The 20,332-nt window shown below is 72.0% G+C and carries 20 protein-coding genes; 5 read left to right on the top strand and 15 right to left on the bottom strand.

Going from position 1 to position 20,332, the window contains the following annotated elements; translation table 11 throughout:
• Nucleotides 1-4: 4 nt before the first annotated feature.
• From dprA to rpsP, 12 genes are all read right to left on the bottom strand, one after another.
• The gene (gene dprA / locus JOE35_RS07130) at nucleotides 5-1,255 is read right to left on the bottom strand and encodes a DNA-processing protein DprA (protein ID WP_209560503.1); all 1,251 of its coding nucleotides are present in this window, start codon (nucleotides 1,253-1,255) and stop codon (nucleotides 5-7) included.
• Complete coding sequence (locus JOE35_RS07125; RefSeq protein ID WP_209560502.1) at nucleotides 1,252-2,781, bottom strand: YifB family Mg chelatase-like AAA ATPase; 1,530 nt, start codon at nucleotides 2,779-2,781, stop codon at nucleotides 1,252-1,254. The genes dprA and JOE35_RS07125 overlap by 4 nt, the downstream gene beginning before the upstream one ends.
• Entirely contained in the window at nucleotides 2,778-3,140 is a 363-nt protein-coding gene (locus JOE35_RS07120) for a YraN family protein (RefSeq protein ID WP_209560501.1), read from the bottom strand. Before JOE35_RS07120 ends, JOE35_RS07125 begins: the two co-directional genes overlap by 4 nt.
• Nucleotides 3,141-3,245: 105 nt before the next feature.
• The gene (locus tag JOE35_RS07115) at nucleotides 3,246-3,569 is read right to left on the bottom strand and encodes a DUF2469 domain-containing protein (protein WP_123546435.1); all 324 of its coding nucleotides are present in this window, start codon (nucleotides 3,567-3,569) and stop codon (nucleotides 3,246-3,248) included.
• Nucleotides 3,570-3,652: 83 nt separating this feature from the next.
• On the bottom strand, nucleotides 3,653-4,288 hold the full coding sequence (locus JOE35_RS07110) for a ribonuclease HII (protein ID WP_209560500.1): 636 nt from the start codon (nucleotides 4,286-4,288) through the stop codon (nucleotides 3,653-3,655).
• Nucleotides 4,288-5,040, bottom strand: coding sequence for a signal peptidase I (gene lepB, locus JOE35_RS07105; protein ID WP_374099698.1), 753 nt, complete (start codon nucleotides 5,038-5,040; stop codon nucleotides 4,288-4,290). The genes JOE35_RS07110 and lepB overlap by 1 nt, the downstream gene beginning before the upstream one ends.
• Nucleotides 5,041-5,105: 65 nt before the next feature.
• Nucleotides 5,106-5,453, bottom strand: a complete 348-nt coding sequence (gene rplS, locus JOE35_RS07100) for a 50S ribosomal protein L19 (protein WP_043596315.1) — start codon at nucleotides 5,451-5,453, stop codon at nucleotides 5,106-5,108.
• A 196-nt stretch (nucleotides 5,454-5,649) separates the two neighbouring features.
• A complete protein-coding gene (locus JOE35_RS07095) occupies nucleotides 5,650-6,219 on the bottom strand; it encodes a hypothetical protein (protein WP_209560499.1) in 570 nt (189 codons plus the stop codon).
• A 369-nt stretch (nucleotides 6,220-6,588) separates the two neighbouring features.
• On the bottom strand, nucleotides 6,589-7,281 hold the full coding sequence (gene trmD, locus JOE35_RS07090) for a tRNA (guanosine(37)-N1)-methyltransferase TrmD (protein ID WP_209560498.1): 693 nt from the start codon (nucleotides 7,279-7,281) through the stop codon (nucleotides 6,589-6,591).
• Nucleotides 7,282-7,291: 10 nt separating this feature from the next.
• On the bottom strand, nucleotides 7,292-7,969 hold the full coding sequence (gene rimM, locus JOE35_RS07085; protein WP_307802978.1) for a ribosome maturation factor RimM: 678 nt from the start codon (nucleotides 7,967-7,969) through the stop codon (nucleotides 7,292-7,294).
• A gap of 3 nt (nucleotides 7,970-7,972) precedes the next feature.
• A complete protein-coding gene (locus JOE35_RS07080) occupies nucleotides 7,973-8,209 on the bottom strand; it encodes an RNA-binding protein (RefSeq protein ID WP_123546439.1) in 237 nt (78 codons plus the stop codon).
• Between the two features lie 3 nt (nucleotides 8,210-8,212).
• Nucleotides 8,213-8,635 (bottom strand): 30S ribosomal protein S16, encoded by a 423-nt coding sequence (gene rpsP / locus JOE35_RS07075; protein WP_209560497.1) that lies wholly within the window; start codon nucleotides 8,633-8,635, stop codon nucleotides 8,213-8,215.
• 253 nt (nucleotides 8,636-8,888) lie between these two features.
• Between rpsP and JOE35_RS07070 the strand changes: the two genes are divergently transcribed.
• Nucleotides 8,889-10,034 carry a glutamate--cysteine ligase gene (locus JOE35_RS07070; RefSeq protein ID WP_209560496.1) on the top strand — a complete coding sequence of 382 codons (1,146 nt, stop codon included), beginning with the start codon at nucleotides 8,889-8,891 and terminating at the stop codon, nucleotides 10,032-10,034.
• Between the two features lie 70 nt (nucleotides 10,035-10,104).
• Here JOE35_RS07070 and ffh read toward each other — a convergent pair whose 3' ends face one another.
• Nucleotides 10,105-11,676: a signal recognition particle protein gene (gene ffh, locus JOE35_RS07065; protein WP_209560495.1), complete on the bottom strand. Its 1,572-nt coding sequence runs from the start codon at nucleotides 11,674-11,676 to the stop codon at nucleotides 10,105-10,107.
• 104 nt (nucleotides 11,677-11,780) lie between these two features.
• Between ffh and lipB the strand changes: the two genes are divergently transcribed.
• Complete coding sequence (gene lipB, locus JOE35_RS07060) at nucleotides 11,781-12,467, top strand: lipoyl(octanoyl) transferase LipB (protein ID WP_209560494.1); 687 nt, start codon at nucleotides 11,781-11,783, stop codon at nucleotides 12,465-12,467.
• Complete coding sequence (gene lipA, locus JOE35_RS07055) at nucleotides 12,464-13,450, top strand: lipoyl synthase (protein ID WP_209560493.1); 987 nt, start codon at nucleotides 12,464-12,466, stop codon at nucleotides 13,448-13,450. Before lipB ends, lipA begins: the two co-directional genes overlap by 4 nt.
• Before the next feature lie 61 nt (nucleotides 13,451-13,511).
• Here lipA and ftsY read toward each other — a convergent pair whose 3' ends face one another.
• Nucleotides 13,512-14,381 carry a signal recognition particle-docking protein FtsY gene (gene ftsY / locus JOE35_RS07050; RefSeq protein ID WP_123546443.1) on the bottom strand — a complete coding sequence of 290 codons (870 nt, stop codon included), beginning with the start codon at nucleotides 14,379-14,381 and terminating at the stop codon, nucleotides 13,512-13,514.
• 272 nt (nucleotides 14,382-14,653) lie between these two features.
• Here ftsY and JOE35_RS07045 point away from each other — a divergent pair, with 272 nt between their 5' ends.
• The gene (locus JOE35_RS07045) at nucleotides 14,654-15,673 is read left to right on the top strand and encodes a TerC family protein (RefSeq protein WP_209560492.1); all 1,020 of its coding nucleotides are present in this window, start codon (nucleotides 14,654-14,656) and stop codon (nucleotides 15,671-15,673) included.
• 163 nt (nucleotides 15,674-15,836) lie between these two features.
• The gene (locus JOE35_RS07040) at nucleotides 15,837-16,403 is read left to right on the top strand and encodes a histidine phosphatase family protein (protein WP_209560491.1); all 567 of its coding nucleotides are present in this window, start codon (nucleotides 15,837-15,839) and stop codon (nucleotides 16,401-16,403) included.
• On the opposite strand, the gene smc is transcribed toward JOE35_RS07040, so the two are convergent.
• On the bottom strand, nucleotides 16,400-20,167 hold the full coding sequence (smc, locus tag JOE35_RS07035) for a chromosome segregation protein SMC (protein ID WP_209560490.1): 3,768 nt from the start codon (nucleotides 20,165-20,167) through the stop codon (nucleotides 16,400-16,402). The two genes, JOE35_RS07040 and smc, sit on opposite strands and share 4 nt — an antisense overlap.
• Nucleotides 20,168-20,332: the final 165 nt, after the last annotated feature.

Genomic DNA, 20,332 nt, shown 5'->3' with positions numbered 1-20,332 from the left:
CAGGCTACCCACGTGGCGGGGCAGGGCGTCGACGCCACCCGGCGGGCCGCCTCTCGACCAGGTCGTCGGCCTCCATCTCGGCCAGGAGGGTCCGCACCGTCGTGAGCGAGAGGCCGGAGGCCGCGGCCACCTCGTCCGTGCTGCGCTCGACCCGCGCGCTGAGGGCGTCCTGTACCCGGCTGACGTCGACGGGCTGCTCTGACTGCCAGGCCTGCTCGACGAGGTCTTCCTGCCCGCCCACCAGCTCGACGACGTCGGGCACCCCGGTGACGCAGGTCGCGAGGCCCGAGCGGAGGAGCGCGTGGCAGCCCGCCGAGAGCGGAGACGTGACGGGGCCCGGCACGGCCCCGACGGGACGACCCAGCGCGGTCGCGTGGCCGGCCGTGTTGAGCGAGCCGGAGCGACGGCCGGCCTCGACCACGACGACGACCGCGCTGAGGGCCGCGATCAGCCTGTTGCGGCTGAGGAACCGGAAACGGTGGGGCATGGTGCCGCACGGTGACTCGGAGACCATGAGGCCGTCGCGCAGCACGGCCCGCAGGAGGTCGTCGTGCCCGGTCGGGTAGAAGCGGTCGACGCCCCCGGCCATGACCGCGATCGTGCCTGCGTCCGAGGCGACGGCGGCGCGGTGGGCCATGCCGTCGACGCCGTACGCGCCGCCCGAGACGACGACCAGCCCACGGTCGGAGAGCCCGCTCGACAGGTCTGCGGCCACCTGCTCGCCGTAGGACGTCGCCGCCCGTGCCCCGACGAGGGCCACCCCTGCCCCTGTCTCGGGCAGCCGACCGCCGCCGCGCAGCCAGAGGGCCGCCGGCGCGTGGTCGCCGAGGTCGTCGAGGGCCGACGGCCACGACGTGTCGCCCGGCACGAGGACGCGGACGCCCAGGGCCGTGGCGGACCGGAACCACCCGCGGACGGTGCCGGCCTCGACCCGAGGAGCCCACCGGCTGAGCGCCCGGTGCAGCTCGAGGCGGTCGACCTCGGGCACGCCCGCCTCGACCATCCGCGCCCCGAGCACCCCGGGGTCGAGCTCCGAGCGCCGGGACGCCAGCGACTCGATCACCAGCCGGAGCGAGACGGCCGGCCCCAGGGCCCGGCGGCAGGCACCCGCCGCCGCGTCGCCGTCCGACGCGACGCCGCTCCACGCCGCCAGCCCGAACGCGTCGACGGGATCGCACCGGGACGGCTCGTCCGGCCGCACCCCGGCGACGAGGTCGACGAGGTCGGCCGAGCTGGCCGAGAGCAGCGCGTTCACAGCGACCGCCGCAGGCCGAGTGCCCTGGCGACGTGTCCGTGACCCGGCACGTCCACCCCGTCGAGGTCGGCGAGCGTCCACGCGACCTTGAGCACGCGGTCGTAGCCCCGCATGGTGAGTGCGCCCGACTCGAGGGCGCGGTCGATCGGCCGGGTCGAGGACAGCGGGAGGCGACGGCCCGGAGACCGCAGCCAGGTGCCCGACACCTCGGCGTTGAGCCGCCACGGGGTGTCGGCGAGCCGGGCGGCCGACCGACGCCGCGCCTCCTCGACCCGTGCCCGTGCCGCCGCCGTCGTGACCACCTCGGCGGTCTCGGCCAGGCGGAACTGCGCCGAGCTGATGCGGGCGACCTGCAGCTGGATGTCGATGCGGTCGACGAGCGGACCCGACAACTTGGCGTGGTACCGCCGTCGTTGGATCGGCGTGCAGACGCAGTCGCCGTCGCGGGTGCCGTGCTGCCCGCACGGACACGGGTTGGCGGCGGCCACGAGCTGGAACCTCGCCGGGAAGCGGGCCACGGCCCGGGACCGGTGGATGACGACCTGTCCGGACTCGAGGGGCTGGCGGAGGCAGTCGAGCACCGACTGCGAGAACTCGGGTGCCTCATCGAGGAAGAGCACGCCCCGGCTCGCCCGGGTGACTGCTCCCGGGCGGATCACGCTGCTGCCGCCCCCGACCATGGCCGCGGCGCTCGACGTGTGGTGGGGATCCTCGAACGGCGGGCGCCTCTCGAGCTCGCCGCCCACCGGCCGGCCCGACAACGAGCGCACGGAGCTGACCTCGAGCGCCTCGTCGACGTCGAGGTCCGGCAGGAGCCCCGGGAGACGCGCGGCGAGCATGCTCTTGCCTGCACCCGGCGGGCCCACCATCAGGAGGTGGTGGCCCCCGGCCGCGGCGACCACCAGCGCCTCGACGGCGTCGGAGTTGCCGATGACGTCGCTGAGGTCGGAGACCTCGCGCCCCGGATCGTCGGGCCGAGCTCGGCGGATCGCGTCGACGGGCTCGGGGGCGAGCTCGGCGCCGTGGCGGATGGCGGCCTCACGGAGGCTCGCGACGCCCACCACGACGATGCCGGGCACCAACGACGCCTCGTCGACCGCGTCCGCCGGGACGACGACGGTCGAGACTCCGGCCCGCCGCGCGGCGAGGACGGCCGGCAGCACCCCGTCGACGGGGCGGACGCGACCGTCGAGGCCGAGCTCGCCCAGGTGGACCGCCTCCTCAACCGACTGCGCCGAGACGAGCCCCGAGGCCGCCAACGCCGCCATCGCGATCGCCAGGTCGAACGACGAGCCGTGCTTGGGCAGCGACGCCGGCGACAGGTTGACCGTCAGCTTGCGCGCCGGGAGGGCGCACCCGGCGTTGGTGGCCGCCGCCCGCACCCTGTCGCGAGCCTCGCCGAGCGAGGCGTCCGGCAGCCCGATGATGACGAACGCCGGCAGGCCGGGGCCGATGTCCGCCTCGACCTCGACGAGCGCTCCCTCGAGGCCGAGCAGCGACACGGCCCTCGTCCGACCGACGCTCACGCTCCGGCACCCTGCACGTGCGAGATCTCGTCGTCGGCCGGGGTACGGCCGAGGACGACGCCGACGACGTCGATGCGCACCCCGCTGCCCGTTCCCGGGTGGGCCTCGAGCCACGCCCCGGCCAGGCGTCGAAGCCGGGCCAGCTTCGCGGGGGTGACCGCCTCGAGGGGATGACCCCAGCCGATCCCCCGCCGCGTCTTGACCTCCACGACCACGACCTCGTCGCCGTCGAGCGCGACGACGTCGATCTCGCCCTCACGGCACCGCCAGTTCAGCTCGACCACGCGCAGACCGCGCCCCTCGAGCCAGCGGGCTGCCAGCACCTCGCCGTGCCGACCCGTCTCGTCCTTCTTCGCCATCTCGACCTCCTGCACGGACTGTGCCGCAGGTGAGCTCGAGCCCGCCCGCCGGGGACGCGTCCCTGGGGACGGGCGCCCGGACCAGCTCAGCTGGGGAGGGAGGAGCTACTCGTCGAGCGCGAGCTCCTTGGGCAGCTCGAGGTCACGGGCCGTCAGCTCCTCGACGTTCACGTCCTTGAAGGTGAGCACGCGGACCGACTTCACGAAGCGGTCGGACCTGTAGACGTCCCACACCCAGACGTCGGTCATCGTCAGCTCGAAGTAGAAGTCGTGCTCCGTGTCGCGGCGCACGAGATCGACCTCGTTGGCCAGGTAGAAGCGCCGCTCCGTCTCGACGACGTAGCGGAACTGCGACACCACGTCCCGGTACTCGCGGTACAACGCGAGCTCGACCTCACGGTCGTAGTCTTCGAACTCGTCCTCGTCCATCGAGAAGTCATCCTACGCGGCCACGGGCGGGCGTCACGCCGGGACGTCTCGGCGCCGTCGTCCTGGTCTCAGCCGATCGGGTCTCAGTGCAGCCAGGTGAGCCTGTGCAGGGGCGAGGGGCCGAGCTCGCCGAGGGCGGCGTAGTGGGCTCCCGAGCCGTAGCCCTTGTTGCCCGCCCAGCCGTAGCCGGGGTGCTCGAGATCGGCCTCGATCATCATGCGGTCGCGGTGGACCTTGGCGATGACGGAGGCGGCGGCCACGGACGCGCAGTCGCGGTCGGCCTTGACGCGGGTCGTGATGCGGGGCACGGTCGTCAGCGCGGGCGACAGGTAGTCGTGGTTGCCGTCGAGGACGACGACCGAGCTCATGATGCCCACCCCCGCCTCGTGCAGCGCGGTGAGCGCGCGCCTGCCTGCGAGCCCGAGGGCCGCCACGATGCCGATCCTGTCCACCTCGTGTGCCTCGGCCAGGCCGACCGCGTGGGCCTGCACCCAGCTCGTCGCGACGGGATAGAGCGCCTCTCGGCGCTTCTCGCTGAGCAGCTTGCTGTCGCGCAGGCCGAGGGGCATCTCGCCGCACTCGGCATGCACCGCGCTGAGGCCGACGGCCACGGGGCCCGCGATGGCGCCGCGGCCGACCTCGTCGCAGCCGATCACCCAGGTGGCACCGGCGGCGTGCAGCTCGCGCTCGACGTCGAGGGTGGGATCGACGACCGCCATCACTCGCCGTCGCGCTCGGTGCCGCGGAAGACCTCGGGGTAGTCGCCCAGCCACGTCCACCGGGTCGACGGCCAGCTGATCACGAAGGCCCGGCCGACCACGTCGGACATCGGGACGAAGCCCTGGCTCGGCGTCTCGCGGTTGTACCGGGAGTCTTTCGAGTTGTACCGGTTGTCGCCCATCACCCAGAGGGACCCTTCTGGCACGGTGACGGAGAAGTCGTCGCCGGACACCCGCGTCTCGCCCGGCGGGAACTTCACGTACGGCTCCTCGACGGGCACGCCGTTGACCGACATCTGCCCGTAGTCGTTGCAGCACTCGACGGTGTCGCCGGGCAGCCCGATGACCCGCTTGATGAGGTGGTCGTTGCTGTCCTGGGCGCCGAGGCCCACCTGGGTGAGGAACCACGAGAGGCCGTCGGAGACGGGGCCGCCCGAGGCCGGGGCGACCGGGGCCGTGCCCTCGAGCCAGCCGCCCGGGTCGGTGAAGACGACGACGTCGCCGCGCTTCACGTCGACCAGGTCGGGGACGAGCTCGTTGACGATGATGCGGTCGTTGATCTGCAGCGTGTCCTCCATCGACCCGCTGGGGATGTAGAACGACCGGATCAGGAACGTCTTGATCAGGAACGAGATGAGGAGCGCGGCGAGGAAGATGATGACCACGTCGCGCAGGAACGTGCCGATGCCGCGCTTGCGGTCGTCGTCACGACGGGGGCGGCGCAGACGGCGCCGCAGGGATGCATTAGTCAATTTAACCGCCCGAGCTCCCCGCCATCGTATAGGGCGGGGAGCTCGGTGAAGATCGTGCGACGGGGTCAGTTGTCGCGCTTCTCCTTGATCTTGGCCTTCTTGCCGCGGAGCTCGCGGAGGTAGTACAGCTTGGCGCGACGGACGGCACCACGGCTGACGACCTCGATGTGGTCGATGACCGGCGAGTGGACCGGGAAGGTGCGCTCGACGCCGACCTGGAAGCTGACCTTGCGGACCGTGAAGGTCTCGCGGATGCCCTCGTTCTGCTTGCCGATGACGACGCCCTGGAAGACCTGGACTCGCGAGCGCGTGCCCTCGATGATGTTGACGTGCACCTTGACGGTGTCGCCGGCGCGGAAGTCGGGGACGTCCGAGCGGAGGTTGGCGGAGTCGACCGCGTCGAGGATGTGCATGGTAGTTCGCTCTCTGCAGCCGCCACAGGTCGACTGCCGTTCGTGGTGGATGCCCACCATCTGGTGATGAAGATGACGTGCTCTGGTGAGGCAGACTCCCCTGAGGCAGAGTCGTGCCCAGGCACAAGCGTCAATCATGCCACAGCCGCGCACCCTGTCGCCACCGCGACGGTCGTGCGGACGAGCGGCCCCGGCGCTACTCCCGCGGCGAGATGCGGATGACCCGGGCGGGGTCCCCCGCAGCGACCCCTGCGGCGCGGGCGTCGACCCTGGCAGCCGTGGCGACCCTGTCGAGATCGGCGAGCGACGCCGTCACCCGGTGCCGCGCCTCCGCCAGGAACTGCCACACGGCAGCAGCGAGCAGGCCGAGGCCGCCGGCGACGGTCACGACGGCCGACAGGCCGAACAGCGCGCTGGACAGGTCGAGGTCGCCGCCGGGCACCACCCGGGTGAAGGCCGACGATGCCGAGGAGGCGGCGGACCCGTCGACGAGGAAGAAGCCGAGGGCGAGCTGGGCCGCCCACGTGACCACGAGCAGGCCAGCGTCGATCCACGACACGGCCCGCTCGTCGCGGACGCTGCGCCGAGCCGTGACGACGCCGGCGGCCACGGCCTGGCCGACGAAGAGCAACGGCACCAGCACGAGCTGCCCGAGGACCTGCAGCCCGAGCGGCACGCCGAAGAAGGCCCGCCCGAACAGCACCCACAGGGGCAGCACGAAGACGGCAGGCCAGAGGAGGCGGTACAGGACTCGACGGATCGCCATGCCCCGAGGGTACGGGCGCCCGGCGGAGAACTGGCTGCGAAGGTACGTCTCGACGTGCACGCCGCACCTCGCCGTGCCGGCCGTCTGGAGTCCGCCGCCTGGTGTCCGCAGAGCGAGAGGGATCCTGCCCAGGCCGGGCGGGACGCCGCAGAACCCGACGGAACAGCCTGGGAGGGTGCTGCAGCACCCGGATATCCAGCTGTTGCAGCCTCGCCGGTCGGCATTTGCGAAACCATCGCGCAGGCGTCCCAGAGCGAGACAGATCCGCGCCCGCGAGGCGTCGGGACCGGGCCGGACCAGGGGCTCGCATCCGGATCACTCTCGAATTTGAGAGCACCCGGGGCAGCGAGCCAGGCGAGGAGGCGGTGGTCAGCCGAGCAGGTCGGGTCGCACTCGCCGCGTGCGCTCGAGCTGCTGCTCGTGCCGCCACGAGGCGATGGCGCCGTGGTTGCCGCCCATCAGCACCGGCGGCACGTCCAGGCCGCGCCACGAGGCGGGCTTCGTGTAGCTGGGGTACTCGAGCAGGCCGCCCTCGTGGCTCTCCTCGGTGAGGCTCTCCGGGTTGCCGACGACGCCGGGGACGAGACGCCCCACGGCCTCGATCATCGCCGTGACGGCGACCTCGCCGCCGTTCAGCACGTAGTCGCCGAGGCTGATCTCGCGCACGGTGACGCGCGAGGACGCGTGCTCGACGACACGCTGGTCGATGCCCTCGTAGCGCCCGCAGGTGAAGACGAGGTGCGGCACGGCGGCGAGCTCGCGCGCCAGCGCCTGGGTGAAGGGCGTTCCCGCCGGCGACGGCACGATGACCGTCGTCGAGGCCGGGTCGGCGTCGTCGCCCAGCACGTGGTCGAGCGCCTCGCCCCACGGCTCGGGCTTCATGACCATGCCGGCTCCGCCGCCGTACGGGGTGTCGTCGACGGTGCGGTGCCGGTCGTGCGTGAAGTCACGCAGATCGTGCACCGCGACGTCGAGGAGACCCTGCTGGCGGGCCTTGCCGAGCAGCGAGATGTCGAGCACGGAGAAGAACTCCGGGAAGATCGACACGATGTCGATGCGCACCGCGCCGCCGTCAGTTCTCGTCGGCGGAGCGGGTCGAGTCGTCTGCGGCGTCCGCCTCGGTCTCGGCTGCGCCGTCCGCCGTCTCGGCATCAGCCGTTTCGGCGTCGGCCGGGTCGGCAGCGGCCGGGTCAGCGTCGGCAGCGTCGTCCGCGAGGTCCTCGAAGAGACCAGGAGGCGGCGTCACGGTCACGAGGCCGGCCTCGATGTCGACCGAGGGCACGATCGCGCTCACGAACGGCACGAGCACCTCGCCGTGCTCGGTGTCGACGGCCAGGAGATCCTGCGCGGGCAGGTGGTCGACACGCGCCACGGTGCCGACGACGACGCCGTCGCGCTCGACCCGGAGGCCGACGAGCTGGTGGTGGTACCAGGCGTCGTCTTCTTCGGGGAGCTCGTCGAGATCCTGGTCGACCCAGAGGATCGCCTTGACGAGGGACTCGGCACCGGTGCGGTCGTCGACGCCCTCGAAGAAGCCCACGGGGTGGCCGTTGTACCAGCGGAGCTCAGCGAGCGTGAGGGTCTTGCCGCTCCACTCGCTGGTCTCGGGGACCTGCAGGGTGAACGAGGCGCCGGGGGTGAAGCGCTGCTCGGGGGTGTCGGTGAAGAGCTCGAGCTTGAGCGCGCCCTTCAGGCCGTGCGCCTTGGTGAGCCGGCCCACGCGGAGCTGGGTCTTGTCGGTGGCTGCCACGGCTCAGGAGTCGCTGTCGACGACGTCGACCCGGACGCGCTTCCCGTCGGCGATCGCCGTCACGAGCGTGCGGAGCGCCTTGGCGGTGCGGCCGGAGCGGCCGATGACCCGCCCGAGGTCGTCGGGGTGGACGTGCACCTCGAGCACGTCGCCGCGGGGCGACGACGACTCGACGACCTGCACCTCGTCCGGGTGATCGACGATCCCCCGGACGAGGTGTTCGAGTGCAGGTGCGAGCACTGACTACGCCTCGGTGGTCTCGGCGTCGTCAGCAGCCTCGGCAGGGGCCTCGGCGGGCTCGGCCTTGGCGGGCTTCTCCGACTTGGGGACGAGCACGGGCTTCTTCTTCTCGTCGGCGACGAAGGTCTCTTTCGGGGCCTTGGTCTTGACGGTGCTGACGGCGTCGGCGTCGCCCTTGAAGCGACCCCAGTCACCGGTCAGCTTGAGGATGGCGGCGACCTGCTCGGAGGGCTGGGCGCCCACGCCGAGCCAGTACTGCGCACGCTCGGAGTCGACCTCGATGAACGAGGGCTCCTCGGTGGGGTGGTACTTGCCGATCTCCTCGATGACACGACCGTCGCGCTTGGTGCGCGAGTCGGCGACGACGATGCGGTAGTACGGAGCACGGATCTTGCCCATGCGCTTGAGACGGATCTTGACAGCCACAATTCTCCTGTGTGATGTGATGTGGGCGAGTTGCTAGCCGTGAGCGTGGGGGCACACTCGGCTCGAAAGCTCTATGAGGTCTGGCGGCCACCTGATTAGAGGGTCGGACGACCGAAGACTCGACCCACCATTGTTGCAGACCCGGAGGCCGATCTGCCACTCCACCGCGATCGTGTCGACGGACCCCGATCGCACGCGGCTGCCAGGATGGTGCAGCCGGGGCTCCGCAGCCCCCGACGAGAGAGCAGGCAGCATGCGCATCGACTTCACGAGCTCCGAGCCGTCGACCCTCGGCGTCGAGTGGGAGCTGGCCCTCGTCGACCAGCAGAGCGGCGAGCTCGCCCCGCACGCGCCCGCCGTCCTCGCCGACCTCGCGCACCTGAACGACGACGGCCCGGAGCGCCTCACCGGCGAGCTGCTCACCAACACCGTCGAGGTCGTGACGGGCGTGCACCGCAGGGTCTCCGACGCCGTCGACGACCTCCGCTCGACCATCGACCACGTCGAGGCCAGCGCCGAGCTGCTCGGCGCCGACCTGATGTGCGCGGGCACCCACCCCTTCAGCCGGTACGCCGACCAGGACGTCACCCCCGACAAGGAGAGGTACGCGACGCTGATCGACCGGACCCGCTGGTGGGGCCGCCAGATGATGATCTGGGGCGTCCACGTGCACGTCGGCATCGACTCCCGCGACAAGGTGCTGCCGATCCTCAACGGCCTGCTCACCTGGCTCCCCCACTTCCAGGCGCTCACCGCCTCGAGCCCGTTCTGGGTGGGCGAGGAGACGGGCTACGCGTCCAACAGGGCCCTCATGTTCCAGCAGCTCCCGACCGCGGGCCTCCCCCCGCAGTTCGGCGCCTGGGCGAACTACGAGGAGATGGTCGCCGACATGACCCACACCGGCGTCATCGACGACCACAGCGAGCTGCGCTGGGACATCCGTCCCTCGCCGAAGTGGGGCACCCTCGAGACCCGCGTCTTCGACGGCATCTCCACCTTCGAGGAGGTCGGGGCGATGGCAGCGCTCGTCCAGTGCCTCGTCGACGACATGTCGACGAAGCTCGACCAGGGCCACGAGCCCGCGCAGATGCAGCCCTGGTTCGTCCGCGAGAACAAGTGGCGGGCGGCCCGCTACGGCATGGACGCGATCGTCATCCTCGACGCCGCCGGGAACGAGCGCCTGGTGACCGACGACCTGCGCGACCTGCTGGTCGACCTCGAGCCGGTCGCCGAGCGACTCGGCTGCCTCGAGCAGCTCCGCGGGGTCGACACGATCGTCGAGCGCGGCGCGAGCTACCAGCGGCAGCTCACCGTCTCCGCACAGCACGGGGGCGATCTGCGACCGGTCGTCTCGTCGCTCGTGCGCGAGCTCCGCGAGGGGATCGCGCCCGCCTCGTGAACGAGAGGAGGCGCGGGTCGGCCGACCCGCGCCTCCTGCGCTCTCGAGGGCCTGCGCCCCCGGTCTGCCGCTAGCCGCGACCGAGCATCTTCTGCAGCGACGCCAGCTCTTCTTCGCTGGGTGCCTTGCCTGCACCCGCGCCGCCGCCCAGGCCGAAGCCCGAGCCGCCCGCCGAGCCGCCGGAGCCGCCTGCCGACCCGCCCGACGCCAGGGCCGCGTTCTGCGCCGCGCGCTTGGCGGGGTTGCCGGCCTTCGAGCCCTTCTTCTTGGGCTGCTGCTTCTTGCCGCCGTAGGACGCTCCGGGGATCGGGCCCATGCCTGGCACCTGCGGCACGCCGCCCTTGGCGACGGTCTTCATCATCTTCGAGGCCTGCTCGAAGCGCTGCACGAGCTGGTTGACGTCGGTGACGGTCATGCCGGAGCCTCGCGCGATGCGGAGTCGACGCGAGCCGTTCAGGAGCTTCGGCAGCGCCCTTTCTTGAGGGGTCATCGACTGGATGATCGCCTCGGTGCGCACGATCTCGCGCTCGTCGAAGTTCTCGAGCTGCTCGCGCATGCCCTTCGCGCCGGGGAGCATGCCGAGCATGCCCTTGATCGACCCCATCTTGCGCAGCTGCTGCATCTGCTTGAGGAAGTCGTCGAGGGTGAAGTTGTCGGTCGCGATCTTCTCCGCGACGGCCCTGGCCTCTTCTTCGTCGAAGGCGCCCTGCGCCTGCTCGATGAGGGAGAGGATGTCGCCGAGATCGAGGATGCGGCTCGCCATGCGGTCGGGGTGGAACGGCTCGAAGGCGTCGAGCGTCTCGCCCGTCGAGGCGAACATGATCGGTCGGCCGGTGACGGACGCGACGCTGAGGGCCGCGCCGCCGCGCGCGTCGCCGTCGAGCTTCGAGAGCACGACGCCGGTGAAGTCCACGCCCGCCTGGAAGGCCTTGGCGGTCGCGACCGCGTCCTGGCCGATCATGGCGTCGATGACGAAGAGGACCTCGTCGGGATCGATCGCCTTGCGGATGTTCGCGGCCTGCTTCATCAGCTCGGCGTCGACGCCCAGGCGACCGGCGGTGTCGACGATGACCGTGTCGTAGACCTTGTCACGGGCGAACTTGATCGCCTGCTTGGCGACCTTGACCGGGTCGCCGACGCCGTTGCCCGGCTCGGGCGCGAACACGGCGGCGCCCGCCTGCTCGCCCACGACCTGGAGCTGCTGTACGGCGTTGGGGCGCTGGAGGTCACAGGCCACGAGGAGAGGCGTGTGGCCGTCCTTCGCGAGCCACTTCGCGAGCTTGCCGGCGAGGGTCGTCTTGCCGGCGCCCTGGAGGCCCGCGAGCATGATGACGGTCGGGGGGTTCTTCGCGAACTCGAGGCGGCGCTGCTGGCCGCCGAGGATCTCGATCAGCTCTTCGTTGACGATCTGCACGACCTGCTGGGCCGGGTTGAGGGCCTTGTTCACCTCGTCGCCCAGGGCGCGGTCGCGGATCTTGGTCGTGAACGCCTTGACGACCTCGAACGCGACGTCGGCGTCGAGCAGCGCACGCCGGATCTCACGGACGGTGCCGTCGACGTCGGCGGGCGTGAGCTTGCCCTTGTTGCGGAGGTTCTTGAACGTGTCCGCGAGGCGGTCAGAGAGGGTTCCGAATGTGGCCATGGTGGCCCCATCTTAACTGACCGGGCGGCGTCCGTCATCCGGGGGCGAGAGCGACACGCACGCCTTTTCTGTACTCGGTACATCAACGGGGCTAACCTGCGACCATGACGACGACGACACGACGCCTCGGCCTCTCCGGCCCGCTGCTCCACCACGACGACGGACGACGGCTGCAGCGTCGGCTGCACGCCGAGGTGGCGGCGGGTGGCGTGGACTGGGCCCTCGTGCTCTGCCAGCACGCCTCCGTCTACACGGCGGGCACCTCGACGCGGCCGGGCGACCTGCCGACCGACGGGACGCCGGTCACGACGGTCGACCGCGGCGGCCGCATCACGTGGCACGGCCCCGGCCAGCTCGTCGCCTACCCGATCGTGCGGCTGCCCGAGCCGCTCGACGTCGTCGCCCACGTCCGCGCCCTGGAGGCCTGCCTCATCACGACCTGCGCGGCGGCCGGGGTCCGGGCCGAGCGCGTCGGAGGACGGAGCGGCGCCTGGGTCAGGGGCCCGCACGGCGACGAGAAGGTCGGCGCCGTCGGCGTGCGCGTCGACCAGGGCGTCACGACGCACGGCGTCGCGCTCAACTGCGACGCCGACCTCGGGGCCTTCGACCGGATCGTGCCCTGCGGCATCGCGGACGCGGGCGTCACGAGCCTGACCCGCGCCTCCGGCCGGCTCGTCACCGTGGCCGACGTGGTCTACGCCCTCGAGTCCGAGCTCGTCGCCTACCTCGCGTCGATCTCCCCCGCGCCGGCCCGGCACCTGGCCCCCGTGCCCGCCGAGGCTCGACGATGACGCCGACCGCGCCCGACGGGCGCCGACTGCTGCGCGTCGAGGCGCGCAACGTGCAGACCCCGATCGAGAAGAAGCCCGCCTGGATCAGGACGACCGCGCGCCAGGGCCCCGAGTACCGGGCGCTCACCGACCTCGTGCAGGACAAGGGCCTGCACACGGTCTGCCAGGAGGCAGGCTGCCCCAACATCTTCGAGTGCTGGGAGGACCGCGAGGCGACGTTCCTGATCGGCGGGTCGCAGTGCACCCGGCGCTGCGACTTCTGCCAGATCGACACGGGCAAGCCGAGCCCCCTCGACCGGCGCGAGCCCCTCTCCGTCGCCGAGTCGGTCCGCGAGATGGCTCTGCGGTACGCGACCGTCACGGGCGTCGCGCGCGACGACCTGGACGACGGAGGCGCGTGGCTGTACGCCGAGACCATCCGGCTGGTGCACGAGCTGAACCCGGGCACGGGCGTCGAGATCCTCGTGCCCGACTTCGACGGTCGTCCCGACCTGCTGGGGCTGGTGTTCGACGCCCGGCCCGAGGTGTTCGCGCACAACGTCGAGACCGTGCCGCGCATCTTCCGGCGGATCCGGCCGGCGTTCACCTTCGAGCGGTCGCTCGACGTCATCCGGCAGGGGCACGACGCCGGCCTCGTGACGAAGTCGAACCTCATCCTCGGCATGGGCGAGGAACGCGACGAGGTGATCGACGCCCTCGAGCGGCTGCGGGAGGCGGACACGGACATCATCACGCTCACCCAGTACCTGCGCCCGAGCCCCCGGCACCTGCCCGTCGCCCGGTGGGTGCGCCCCGACGAGTTCGTCGACTTCCGCGAGATCGCGGAGGACATGGGCTTCAGCGGCGTGCTGGCGGGGCCGCTCGTCAGGTCGTCGTACCGCGCTGGTCGGCTGTGGGCCAGGACGACGGTCGCCCAGGGGCGGACGGTGCCGCCCGAGCTGCGGCACCTGCTCGACGCAGGGCCGGGGCGCCAGGCCGTGTGACGCCGGCGCGGGGTCGGGCGCGGGCGCGAGTGGACTAGCCGACCTCGGCGCCCTCGGCGCCCTAGCCGATCAGGTTCTGGACGAAGACGTGGGGCGTGAAGCCCGTGAGGTCGGCGATGCCCTCGCCCTGGCCGACGAGCTTGATCGGGATGCCGGTCTGCTCCTGCACGGCGAGCACGAACCCGCCGCGGGCCGAGCCGTCGAGCTTGGTCAGCACGAGCCCCGTGACGCCGGCGTGCTCGATGAAGGCCTGCGCCTGGGCGAGGCCGTTCTGGCCCGTGGTCGCGTCGAGCACGAGCAGCACCTCGGCGATCTCGGTCTGCTTCTCGACGACGCGCTTGATCTTGCCGAGCTCGTCCATCAGGCCGGACTTGGTCTGCAGGCGGCCGGCGGTGTCGATCAGGACGATCTCGATGCCCTCGCGCATCGCGTACTCGACCGTCTGGAAGGCGACCGAGGCCGGGTCCTGGCCGGGCTGCTGCGGCCGGACGATCTGCGCGCCGGCGCGCTCGGCCCAGGTCGCGACCTGCTCGACCGCGGCGGCCCGGAACGTGTCGGCCGCGCCCACGACGACCGAGCGGTCGAAGTTGCGGAGGAACTTGGCGAACTTGCCGATGGTGGTGGTCTTGCCGACGCCGTTGACCCCGACCATCAGCACGACCGCGGGACGGGCGCTCAGCTTGAGGGTCGAGTCGAGCACCGACAGGCGCTCCTCCAGCGTCTCGCGCAGCATGCGCTTCAGGTCGGCCGGGTCGGTCGTCGCGTAGCGCTGCACCTTCTCGCGCAGGTCGTCGACGACCTGCTCGGTGACGTCGGGGCCGAAGTCGGCACCGATCAGCGCCTCCTCGAGCTCGTCCCAGGTGGTGTCGTCGATCGTCTTCTTCGCGAACATGCCGCGGAGGGCACCGGACAGGGACCAGGGGGAAGCCATGCGCCACAGCCTAACGACCCGTGCGAGCCGGGCGGCGCGGGGCCGGCGCGGGGCGACCCGGCGCGGACTCGTTCCCCGGCCGACGACTGCCGAGACCGTTGCAGTGCATGTAAGCTCAGCGGGTTGAAGGGGAGTACTCCCTCGCGGCGTCATCGTCAATACGGAAGAGACCGATCTCGACCCGGTGCGTCGGTCCTCGATCGTCCAGGCTCCCTGGACGGCCGACTGGGCGGAAGAGACCTTCAGTACCCGTCGCGTACTGGAGGTACACCATGGACGTCCACTTCCTCACCTGGGCGATCACCATCGCCGGCATCCTCGGGCTGTTGATCTTCGACTTCTACAGCCACGTCAAGACCCCGCACGAGCCCACGATCCGCGAGTCGGCCTTCTGGTCGATCGTCTACATCGGCATCGCGATCCTGTTCGGCGTCGGCGTCGGCGTCTTCTCGAACTGGACCTACGGCGGCGAGTACTTCGCCGGCTGGATCACGGAGAAGGCCCTCTCGGTCGACAACCTCTTCGTGTTCCTCATCATCATGACGAGCTTCGCCGTGCCGCGGATCTACCAGCAGAAGGTGCTGCTCGTCGGCATCGCGATCGCCCTGATCTCGCGCGGTCTCTTCATCGCGGCCGGCGTCGCGATCATCGACAACTTCTCGTGGGTCTTCTACCTCTTCGGCGCCCTGCTCTTCTGGCTCGCGTACAGCCAGGTCCGCGGCGGCCACGACGACGGCGACCAGGCGGACAGCAAGCTCATCCGCACGCTCCGCCGCATCGTCCCCACGTCGGACGACTACGACGAGGACCGCCTGACCACCAAGGTGAACGGCAAGCGCCTCTTCACGCCGCTGTTCCTGGTGATGCTCGCCATCGGCCTCACCGACGTCCTCTTCGCCCTCGACTCGATCCCCGCGATCTTCGGCCTGACACAGGAGGCGTACATCGTCTTCACCGCGAACGCGTTCTCGCTGCTCGGCCTCCGCCAGCTGTACTTCCTGATCTCCGGCCTGCTCGAGCGCCTCGTGTACCTGGCCCAGGGCTTGGCGGTCATCCTCGCGTTCATCGGCGTGAAGCTCGTGTTCCACGCCCTGCACGTCAACGAGGTGCCGTTCATCAACGGCGGCCAGCCGATCGAGTGGATCCCCGAGATCCCCATCTGGTTCTCGCTCGGGTTCATCCTGCTGACCATCGCCGTCGCGACGGTCCTCAGCCTCCGCAAGACGAAGCGCGACGGCATCCCGAACAAGCTGCCCGCCACGACCGCCGAGGCCGAGGCCGACGAGCGCTAGGGCGCAGGAGGCGGTGCGCTCGTCCACGGGACGCGCGCACCGCCTCCTCGGCTCGGTGCCACTGCACCACCACGGCGGCACAGCACGACAGCACGACAGCACGACAGCACGACAGCGACACCACAGCACCACGACCGCGACACCAGGACGGAACCACAGGCACATGCGACTCGAGCTCATCCGACACGGACAGACCGACTGGAACAGCCAGGACAAGCTGCAGGGGTCGTCGGACGTCCCGCTGAACGACACCGGCCGCGGCCAGGCCCTCGAGGCAGCCCGCGTGCTCGCCGGAGCCGAGTGGTCGGCGATCGTCTCGTCGCCGCTGATGCGCGCCCGCGAGACGGCGCAGATCATCGCGGCCGAGCTCGGCATCGAGCTCGGCGACGCCTACGACGAGCTGATCGAGCGCGACTACGCTTCGCGTGAGGGCTGGGTGCCCGACTCCCCCATCCCCGACGAGCCGAACGAGTCGTTCCCCGACATCGAGCCCCGGGAGTCGGTCGCCGCACGCGGTCTCGGCGCGCTCGAGATGATCCGCGACACCCGTCTGCCGCTCGACGGTCCCGACGCGCACATCGTCGTCGTCTGCCACGGCACGATCATCCGCTTCACCCTGGCCGAGATCATGGGCGCCGAGGTGCCGCACATCGAGAACGCCGCCGCCAACACGGTCGAGTGGGACGGGTCGGCCTGGAAGGTCGTCTCGATCAACGACCGGACCGTCTAGCTCGACGCGCCCGTCGGGGCCTGGGCCGGGGCCTCGGCCCCCTGCCCGACGGCACGGTCGCTCGTCGTGCGGTCGGTGACGACTCGCTGGCCGACGACGGCGCTCACGCCGTCCTGCCGCATCGAGACGCCGTAGAGAGCGTCGGCGATCTCCATCGTGCGCTTCTGGTGCGTGATGACGATGAGCTGGCTGGTCTCGCGGAGGTCCTCGAAGATCGCCAGGAGGCGGCCGAGGTTCGCGTCGTCGAGCGCCGCCTCCACCTCGTCCATGATGTAGAACGGGCTCGGCCGGGCCTTGAAGATGGCGATCAGCAGTGCGACCGCGGCCAGCGAGCGCTCCCCGCCCGACAGCAGCGACAGCCGCTCGATCTTCTTGCCTGCCGGTCGCACCGAGACCTCGATGCCGGTCGTCAGCAGGTCGTCGGGGTCGGTGAGCAGCAGCGAGCCGCTGCCCCCGGGGAAGAGCACGGGGAACACGCGGTCGAACGCGGCCTGCGTGTCCGCGAACGCGCTCGCGAAGACCGTCTGCATCTTCTCGTCGATCTCGTCGATGATCGCGAGCAGGTCGCGCCGCGTCCTCGTGAGGTCGGCGAGCTGCTCGGTGAGGAAAGCGTGGCGCTGCTCGAGGGCCGAGAACTCCTCGAGGGCGAGCGGGTTGACCCGGCCGAGCTGGGCGAGCTTGCGGCTCGCCGCCTCGAGCCGGGCCGTCTGCTCGGCTCGGTCGTACGGCGTGCCCTCGGCTGCGGCCCCGTCGGGACCGCCGTCGGGGCCGTCAGCCGAGCTCGCACCGGCGCCGGCGCCCGCGCCCGGCACGGGCACGAGCACGTCGGGGCCGTACTCGGCCACGAGCACCTCGTCGTCGAGCCCGAGCTCGGACGCCGCGCGCTCCAGCAGCTGCCCGAGGTGCAGCTTCTTCTCGTAGATCTCCATCTCGAGGCCGTGCACGTTCTCGGTCACGCCGTGCAGCCGCTCGCGCAGGGCTCGCTCGTCGCGCCGGAGCGTCATGAGCTCCTCGTTCTGCTGCGTCCGCGCCGCCTCCTGCCTGGCGAGCTCCCGCCGCGCCTCGGCAAGCGACCGGCCGACGGCGTCCAGCACCGCGGGCAGCGCCGCGAGCACACCTGACGTGCGCCGCATCTCGCGCTGACGGACGACGGTGCGCCTGGCGTGCTCGTCGGCGGCGGCCCGCTGCTCGTCGAGCTGGCGCTGCAGGTCGACGGCGCGGGCCGCCTCGGCACGCACCCGCTCACGGATCGTCTCGAGCTGCACCCGGCGCTCGATCTCCGCGGCCCTGGCCTGCTCGAGTTCGGCGAGCACCCCGTCCCGGGCCGAGGCGTCGAGGATCGGACGCGGACGAGAGGCGTGCGCGTCGAGCCCGGCGCGGGCCTCGTCGACCGCGGCCTGGGCCGTGACGGCCCCCTGCTCCGCGGCCGCCAGCGACTCCCCCAGCCGCGCCTCCTCCGCCTCGGCCGCGTCGACCTGGGCGCGCAGACGGGCGAGCTGCTGCTCGGCGGCCGCGACGGCCGCCTGCTGCTCGCGGGCCAGGCGGGCGGCCTCCGCGGCCGACCGCGCGGCCTCCGCAGCCTGCTCGCGGGCCGAGCGGGCGGCCTCCGCAGCCTCTGCGCGGGACGAGGCCAGCGCCTCCTCCGCGGTGCTGTGCAGGGCGGAGAGCCGGGCGACCTCGGCCTCGACCTCGCCGAGACGCTCGGCCGCGGCGTCGCGCTCGGCGACCAGCTCGAGGCGGGAGCGCTCGACGCCCGAGCCGCCACGGAGGACGAAGTCGGTGAGCACCTCGCCGGAGCGCGTGATGACGGTGACCGGGAGCGGGTGCGCGGCCAGGGCAGCCCAGGCGGCGCGGGCCGTGGGCAGGTCGTCGGCGACGACCGTGCTCGCGAGCAGGCCGAGGACGCCAGGAGGCGCGTCGACGACCGACGAGGCGGTCACGGCCCCCGGCGGCAGCTCGACGTCGAGGACGGGCAGCACCCGCTCGGGCGTAGCCACGACGACCTCCACCCGCCCCAGCTCGGCGTCGGTCGCGTGCGCGACTGCGGCGAACGCAGCGTCGAGGTCGTCGACGAGGACGGAGTCGACCACGCTGCCGAGAGCTGCGGCGACGGCGGCCTCGTAGCCCGGCCGCACCTGGACGTGCTCGGCGACGGCACCGCGGACTCCCGGGCGTTCGGCGGCCACGAGGGCCGTCGTGCCGTCCGCTCGGTCGAGCGCCATCGTCAGGGCACCACGGCGCGCGGCCAGGGCGTCGCGCTCGCGCTCGGCCGTGTGGAGGCGGTCGCGGAGGTCGTCGACCTCGGCCTGCAGCTCGAGGGAGGCGCGCTCGGCCTCGGCACGGACGGCCTCGTGGTCGACCGGGTCGCCACCTGCCCCGTCGGCCACGTCGCCGGCCCCGTCGGCGCTGTCGTCTGCATCGTCCGCGTCGTTGTGGGCGTCGCCCGCCGATGCGCCCGCCCGTTCCTCCTCGAGCTGGGCGAGCTCGGCCCGGCCCGCGTCCCGGCGCGCGACCGCCGCCTCCCGCGCCGCCCCCTGCCGGAGCACCTCGCCTCGGACGGCCGCCAGCCGCGACTGCGCGACCTCGAGTGCGCCCCGCAGCTGGCCGAGCACCAGGTCGTGTCGGGAGACGAGCGCGCTCTGGGCGGCGATCTCGTCGTCGAGCGCCTCGAGCACGGCCCGGGCGGCGACGGTGGCGGCGCGCGCGTCGGCGAGGGCCTGCTCGCCCTGGGCCACACCTCCTTGGAGCCTCTCGGCCTCGTCCCGGGCGTCGGCGATCATGCCGGCGCTCACGGTGCTGGGCAGCTCGGGCTGGTCGGACTGCTCGGCGAGCAGCTGGAGTCGCTGACGGGCCAGGCTCGAGGTGCCCCGGAGGCGCTCCTCGACCGACTCGAGCCCGAAGGCGACCCGGCGCGCCTCGTCGACGGCGTCGCCGACCATCTGCTGCTCGAGCCGCTGCTCGCGGGCCTTCGCCTGGTCGAGCTGCTCCTGCAGCACGTTCCGCTCGCTTCGGCGCTCGGCCTCGCTGCTCGACTGGCGGGCGAGCACGTCGCGGAGGCCCACGACCTCGTCGGCGAGGAGGCGCGCCTTCGCGTCGCGCACGACGGCCGCGATGGTCTGCGCCTCGCGCGCGACCTCGGCCTGACGGCCCAGCGGCTTGAGCTGACGGCGGATCTCGCCGGCGAGGTCGCTCAGCCGGGTCAGGTTCGCCTGCATGGCGTCGAGCTTGCGGAGGGTCTTCTCCTTGCGGCGCCGGTGCTTCAGGATGCCCGCAGCCTCCTCCACGAAGCCGCGCCGCTCCTCCGGCGTGGCCCTCAGCACCGCGTCGAGCTGGCCCTGGCCGACGATGACGTGCATCTCGCGGCCGAGGCCGGAGTCGCTCAGCAGCTCCTGCACGTCGAGCAGCCGGCAGCCCTCGCCGTTGATCGCGTACTCGCTGCCCCCGTTGCGGAAGAGGGTGCGGCTGATCGTCACCTCGGCGTAGTCGATCGGCAGCGCGCCGTCGGAGTTGTCGATCGTCAGCACGACCTGCGCCCGGCCGAGCGGGCCCCTGGTCGAGGTGCCCGCGAAGATGACGTCGGCCATGGTCCCGCCGCGGAGCGACTTCACGCCCTGCTCGCCCATCACCCAGGCGAGCGCGTCGACGACGTTGCTCTTGCCAGAGCCGTTGGGCCCGACCACGCAGGTGACGCCCGGCTCGAACGCGAAGGTGGTCGGCGAGGCGAACGACTTGAAGCCCTTGAGGGTGAGGCTCTTCAGGTGCACGCGCCCCTCCTCCCCTCCGTCAGGTGACGTGTCGACACGGTCTGCGGCGTCCCTCCGAGGATAGGCGAGCGGCGGCCTCCGGCCCGGGAGGCGCGGGCAGGGCGGCGCAGGCCGGCACGGCTGCCGCGTGATCTCGTCGAGGGCGGGTCGACTGCGTCGAGGGCG

It is taken from the genome of Frigoribacterium sp. PvP032 (assembly GCF_017833035.1).
GTDB lineage: Bacteria > Actinomycetota > Actinomycetes > Actinomycetales > Microbacteriaceae > Frigoribacterium.
This window is presented reverse-complemented; position numbering and strand designations above follow the sequence as displayed.

Coding starts and splice junctions, on each gene's coding strand:
- JOE35_RS07070 (WP_209560496.1), top strand. CDS start 8,889: ATGCGCATCGACTTCACGAGCTCCGAGCCGTCGACCCTCGGCGTCGAG.
- ftsY (WP_123546443.1), bottom strand. CDS start 14,381: ATGGCTTCCCCCTGGTCCCTGTCCGGTGCCCTCCGCGGCATGTTCGCG.
- JOE35_RS07040 (WP_209560491.1), top strand. CDS start 15,837: ATGCGACTCGAGCTCATCCGACACGGACAGACCGACTGGAACAGCCAG.
- JOE35_RS07045 (WP_209560492.1), top strand. CDS start 14,654: ATGGACGTCCACTTCCTCACCTGGGCGATCACCATCGCCGGCATCCTC.
- JOE35_RS07115 (WP_123546435.1), bottom strand. CDS start 3,569: ATGGACGAGGACGAGTTCGAAGACTACGACCGTGAGGTCGAGCTCGCG.
- JOE35_RS07120 (WP_209560501.1), bottom strand. CDS start 3,140: ATGGCGAAGAAGGACGAGACGGGTCGGCACGGCGAGGTGCTGGCAGCC.
- lipA (WP_209560493.1), top strand. CDS start 12,464: ATGACGCCGACCGCGCCCGACGGGCGCCGACTGCTGCGCGTCGAGGCG.
- lipB (WP_209560494.1), top strand. CDS start 11,781: ATGACGACGACGACACGACGCCTCGGCCTCTCCGGCCCGCTGCTCCAC.
- JOE35_RS07095 (WP_209560499.1), bottom strand. CDS start 6,219: ATGGCGATCCGTCGAGTCCTGTACCGCCTCCTCTGGCCTGCCGTCTTC.
- ffh (WP_209560495.1), bottom strand. CDS start 11,676: ATGGCCACATTCGGAACCCTCTCTGACCGCCTCGCGGACACGTTCAAG.
- rplS (WP_043596315.1), bottom strand. CDS start 5,453: ATGCACATCCTCGACGCGGTCGACTCCGCCAACCTCCGCTCGGACGTC.
- JOE35_RS07110 (WP_209560500.1), bottom strand. CDS start 4,288: ATGGCGGTCGTCGATCCCACCCTCGACGTCGAGCGCGAGCTGCACGCC.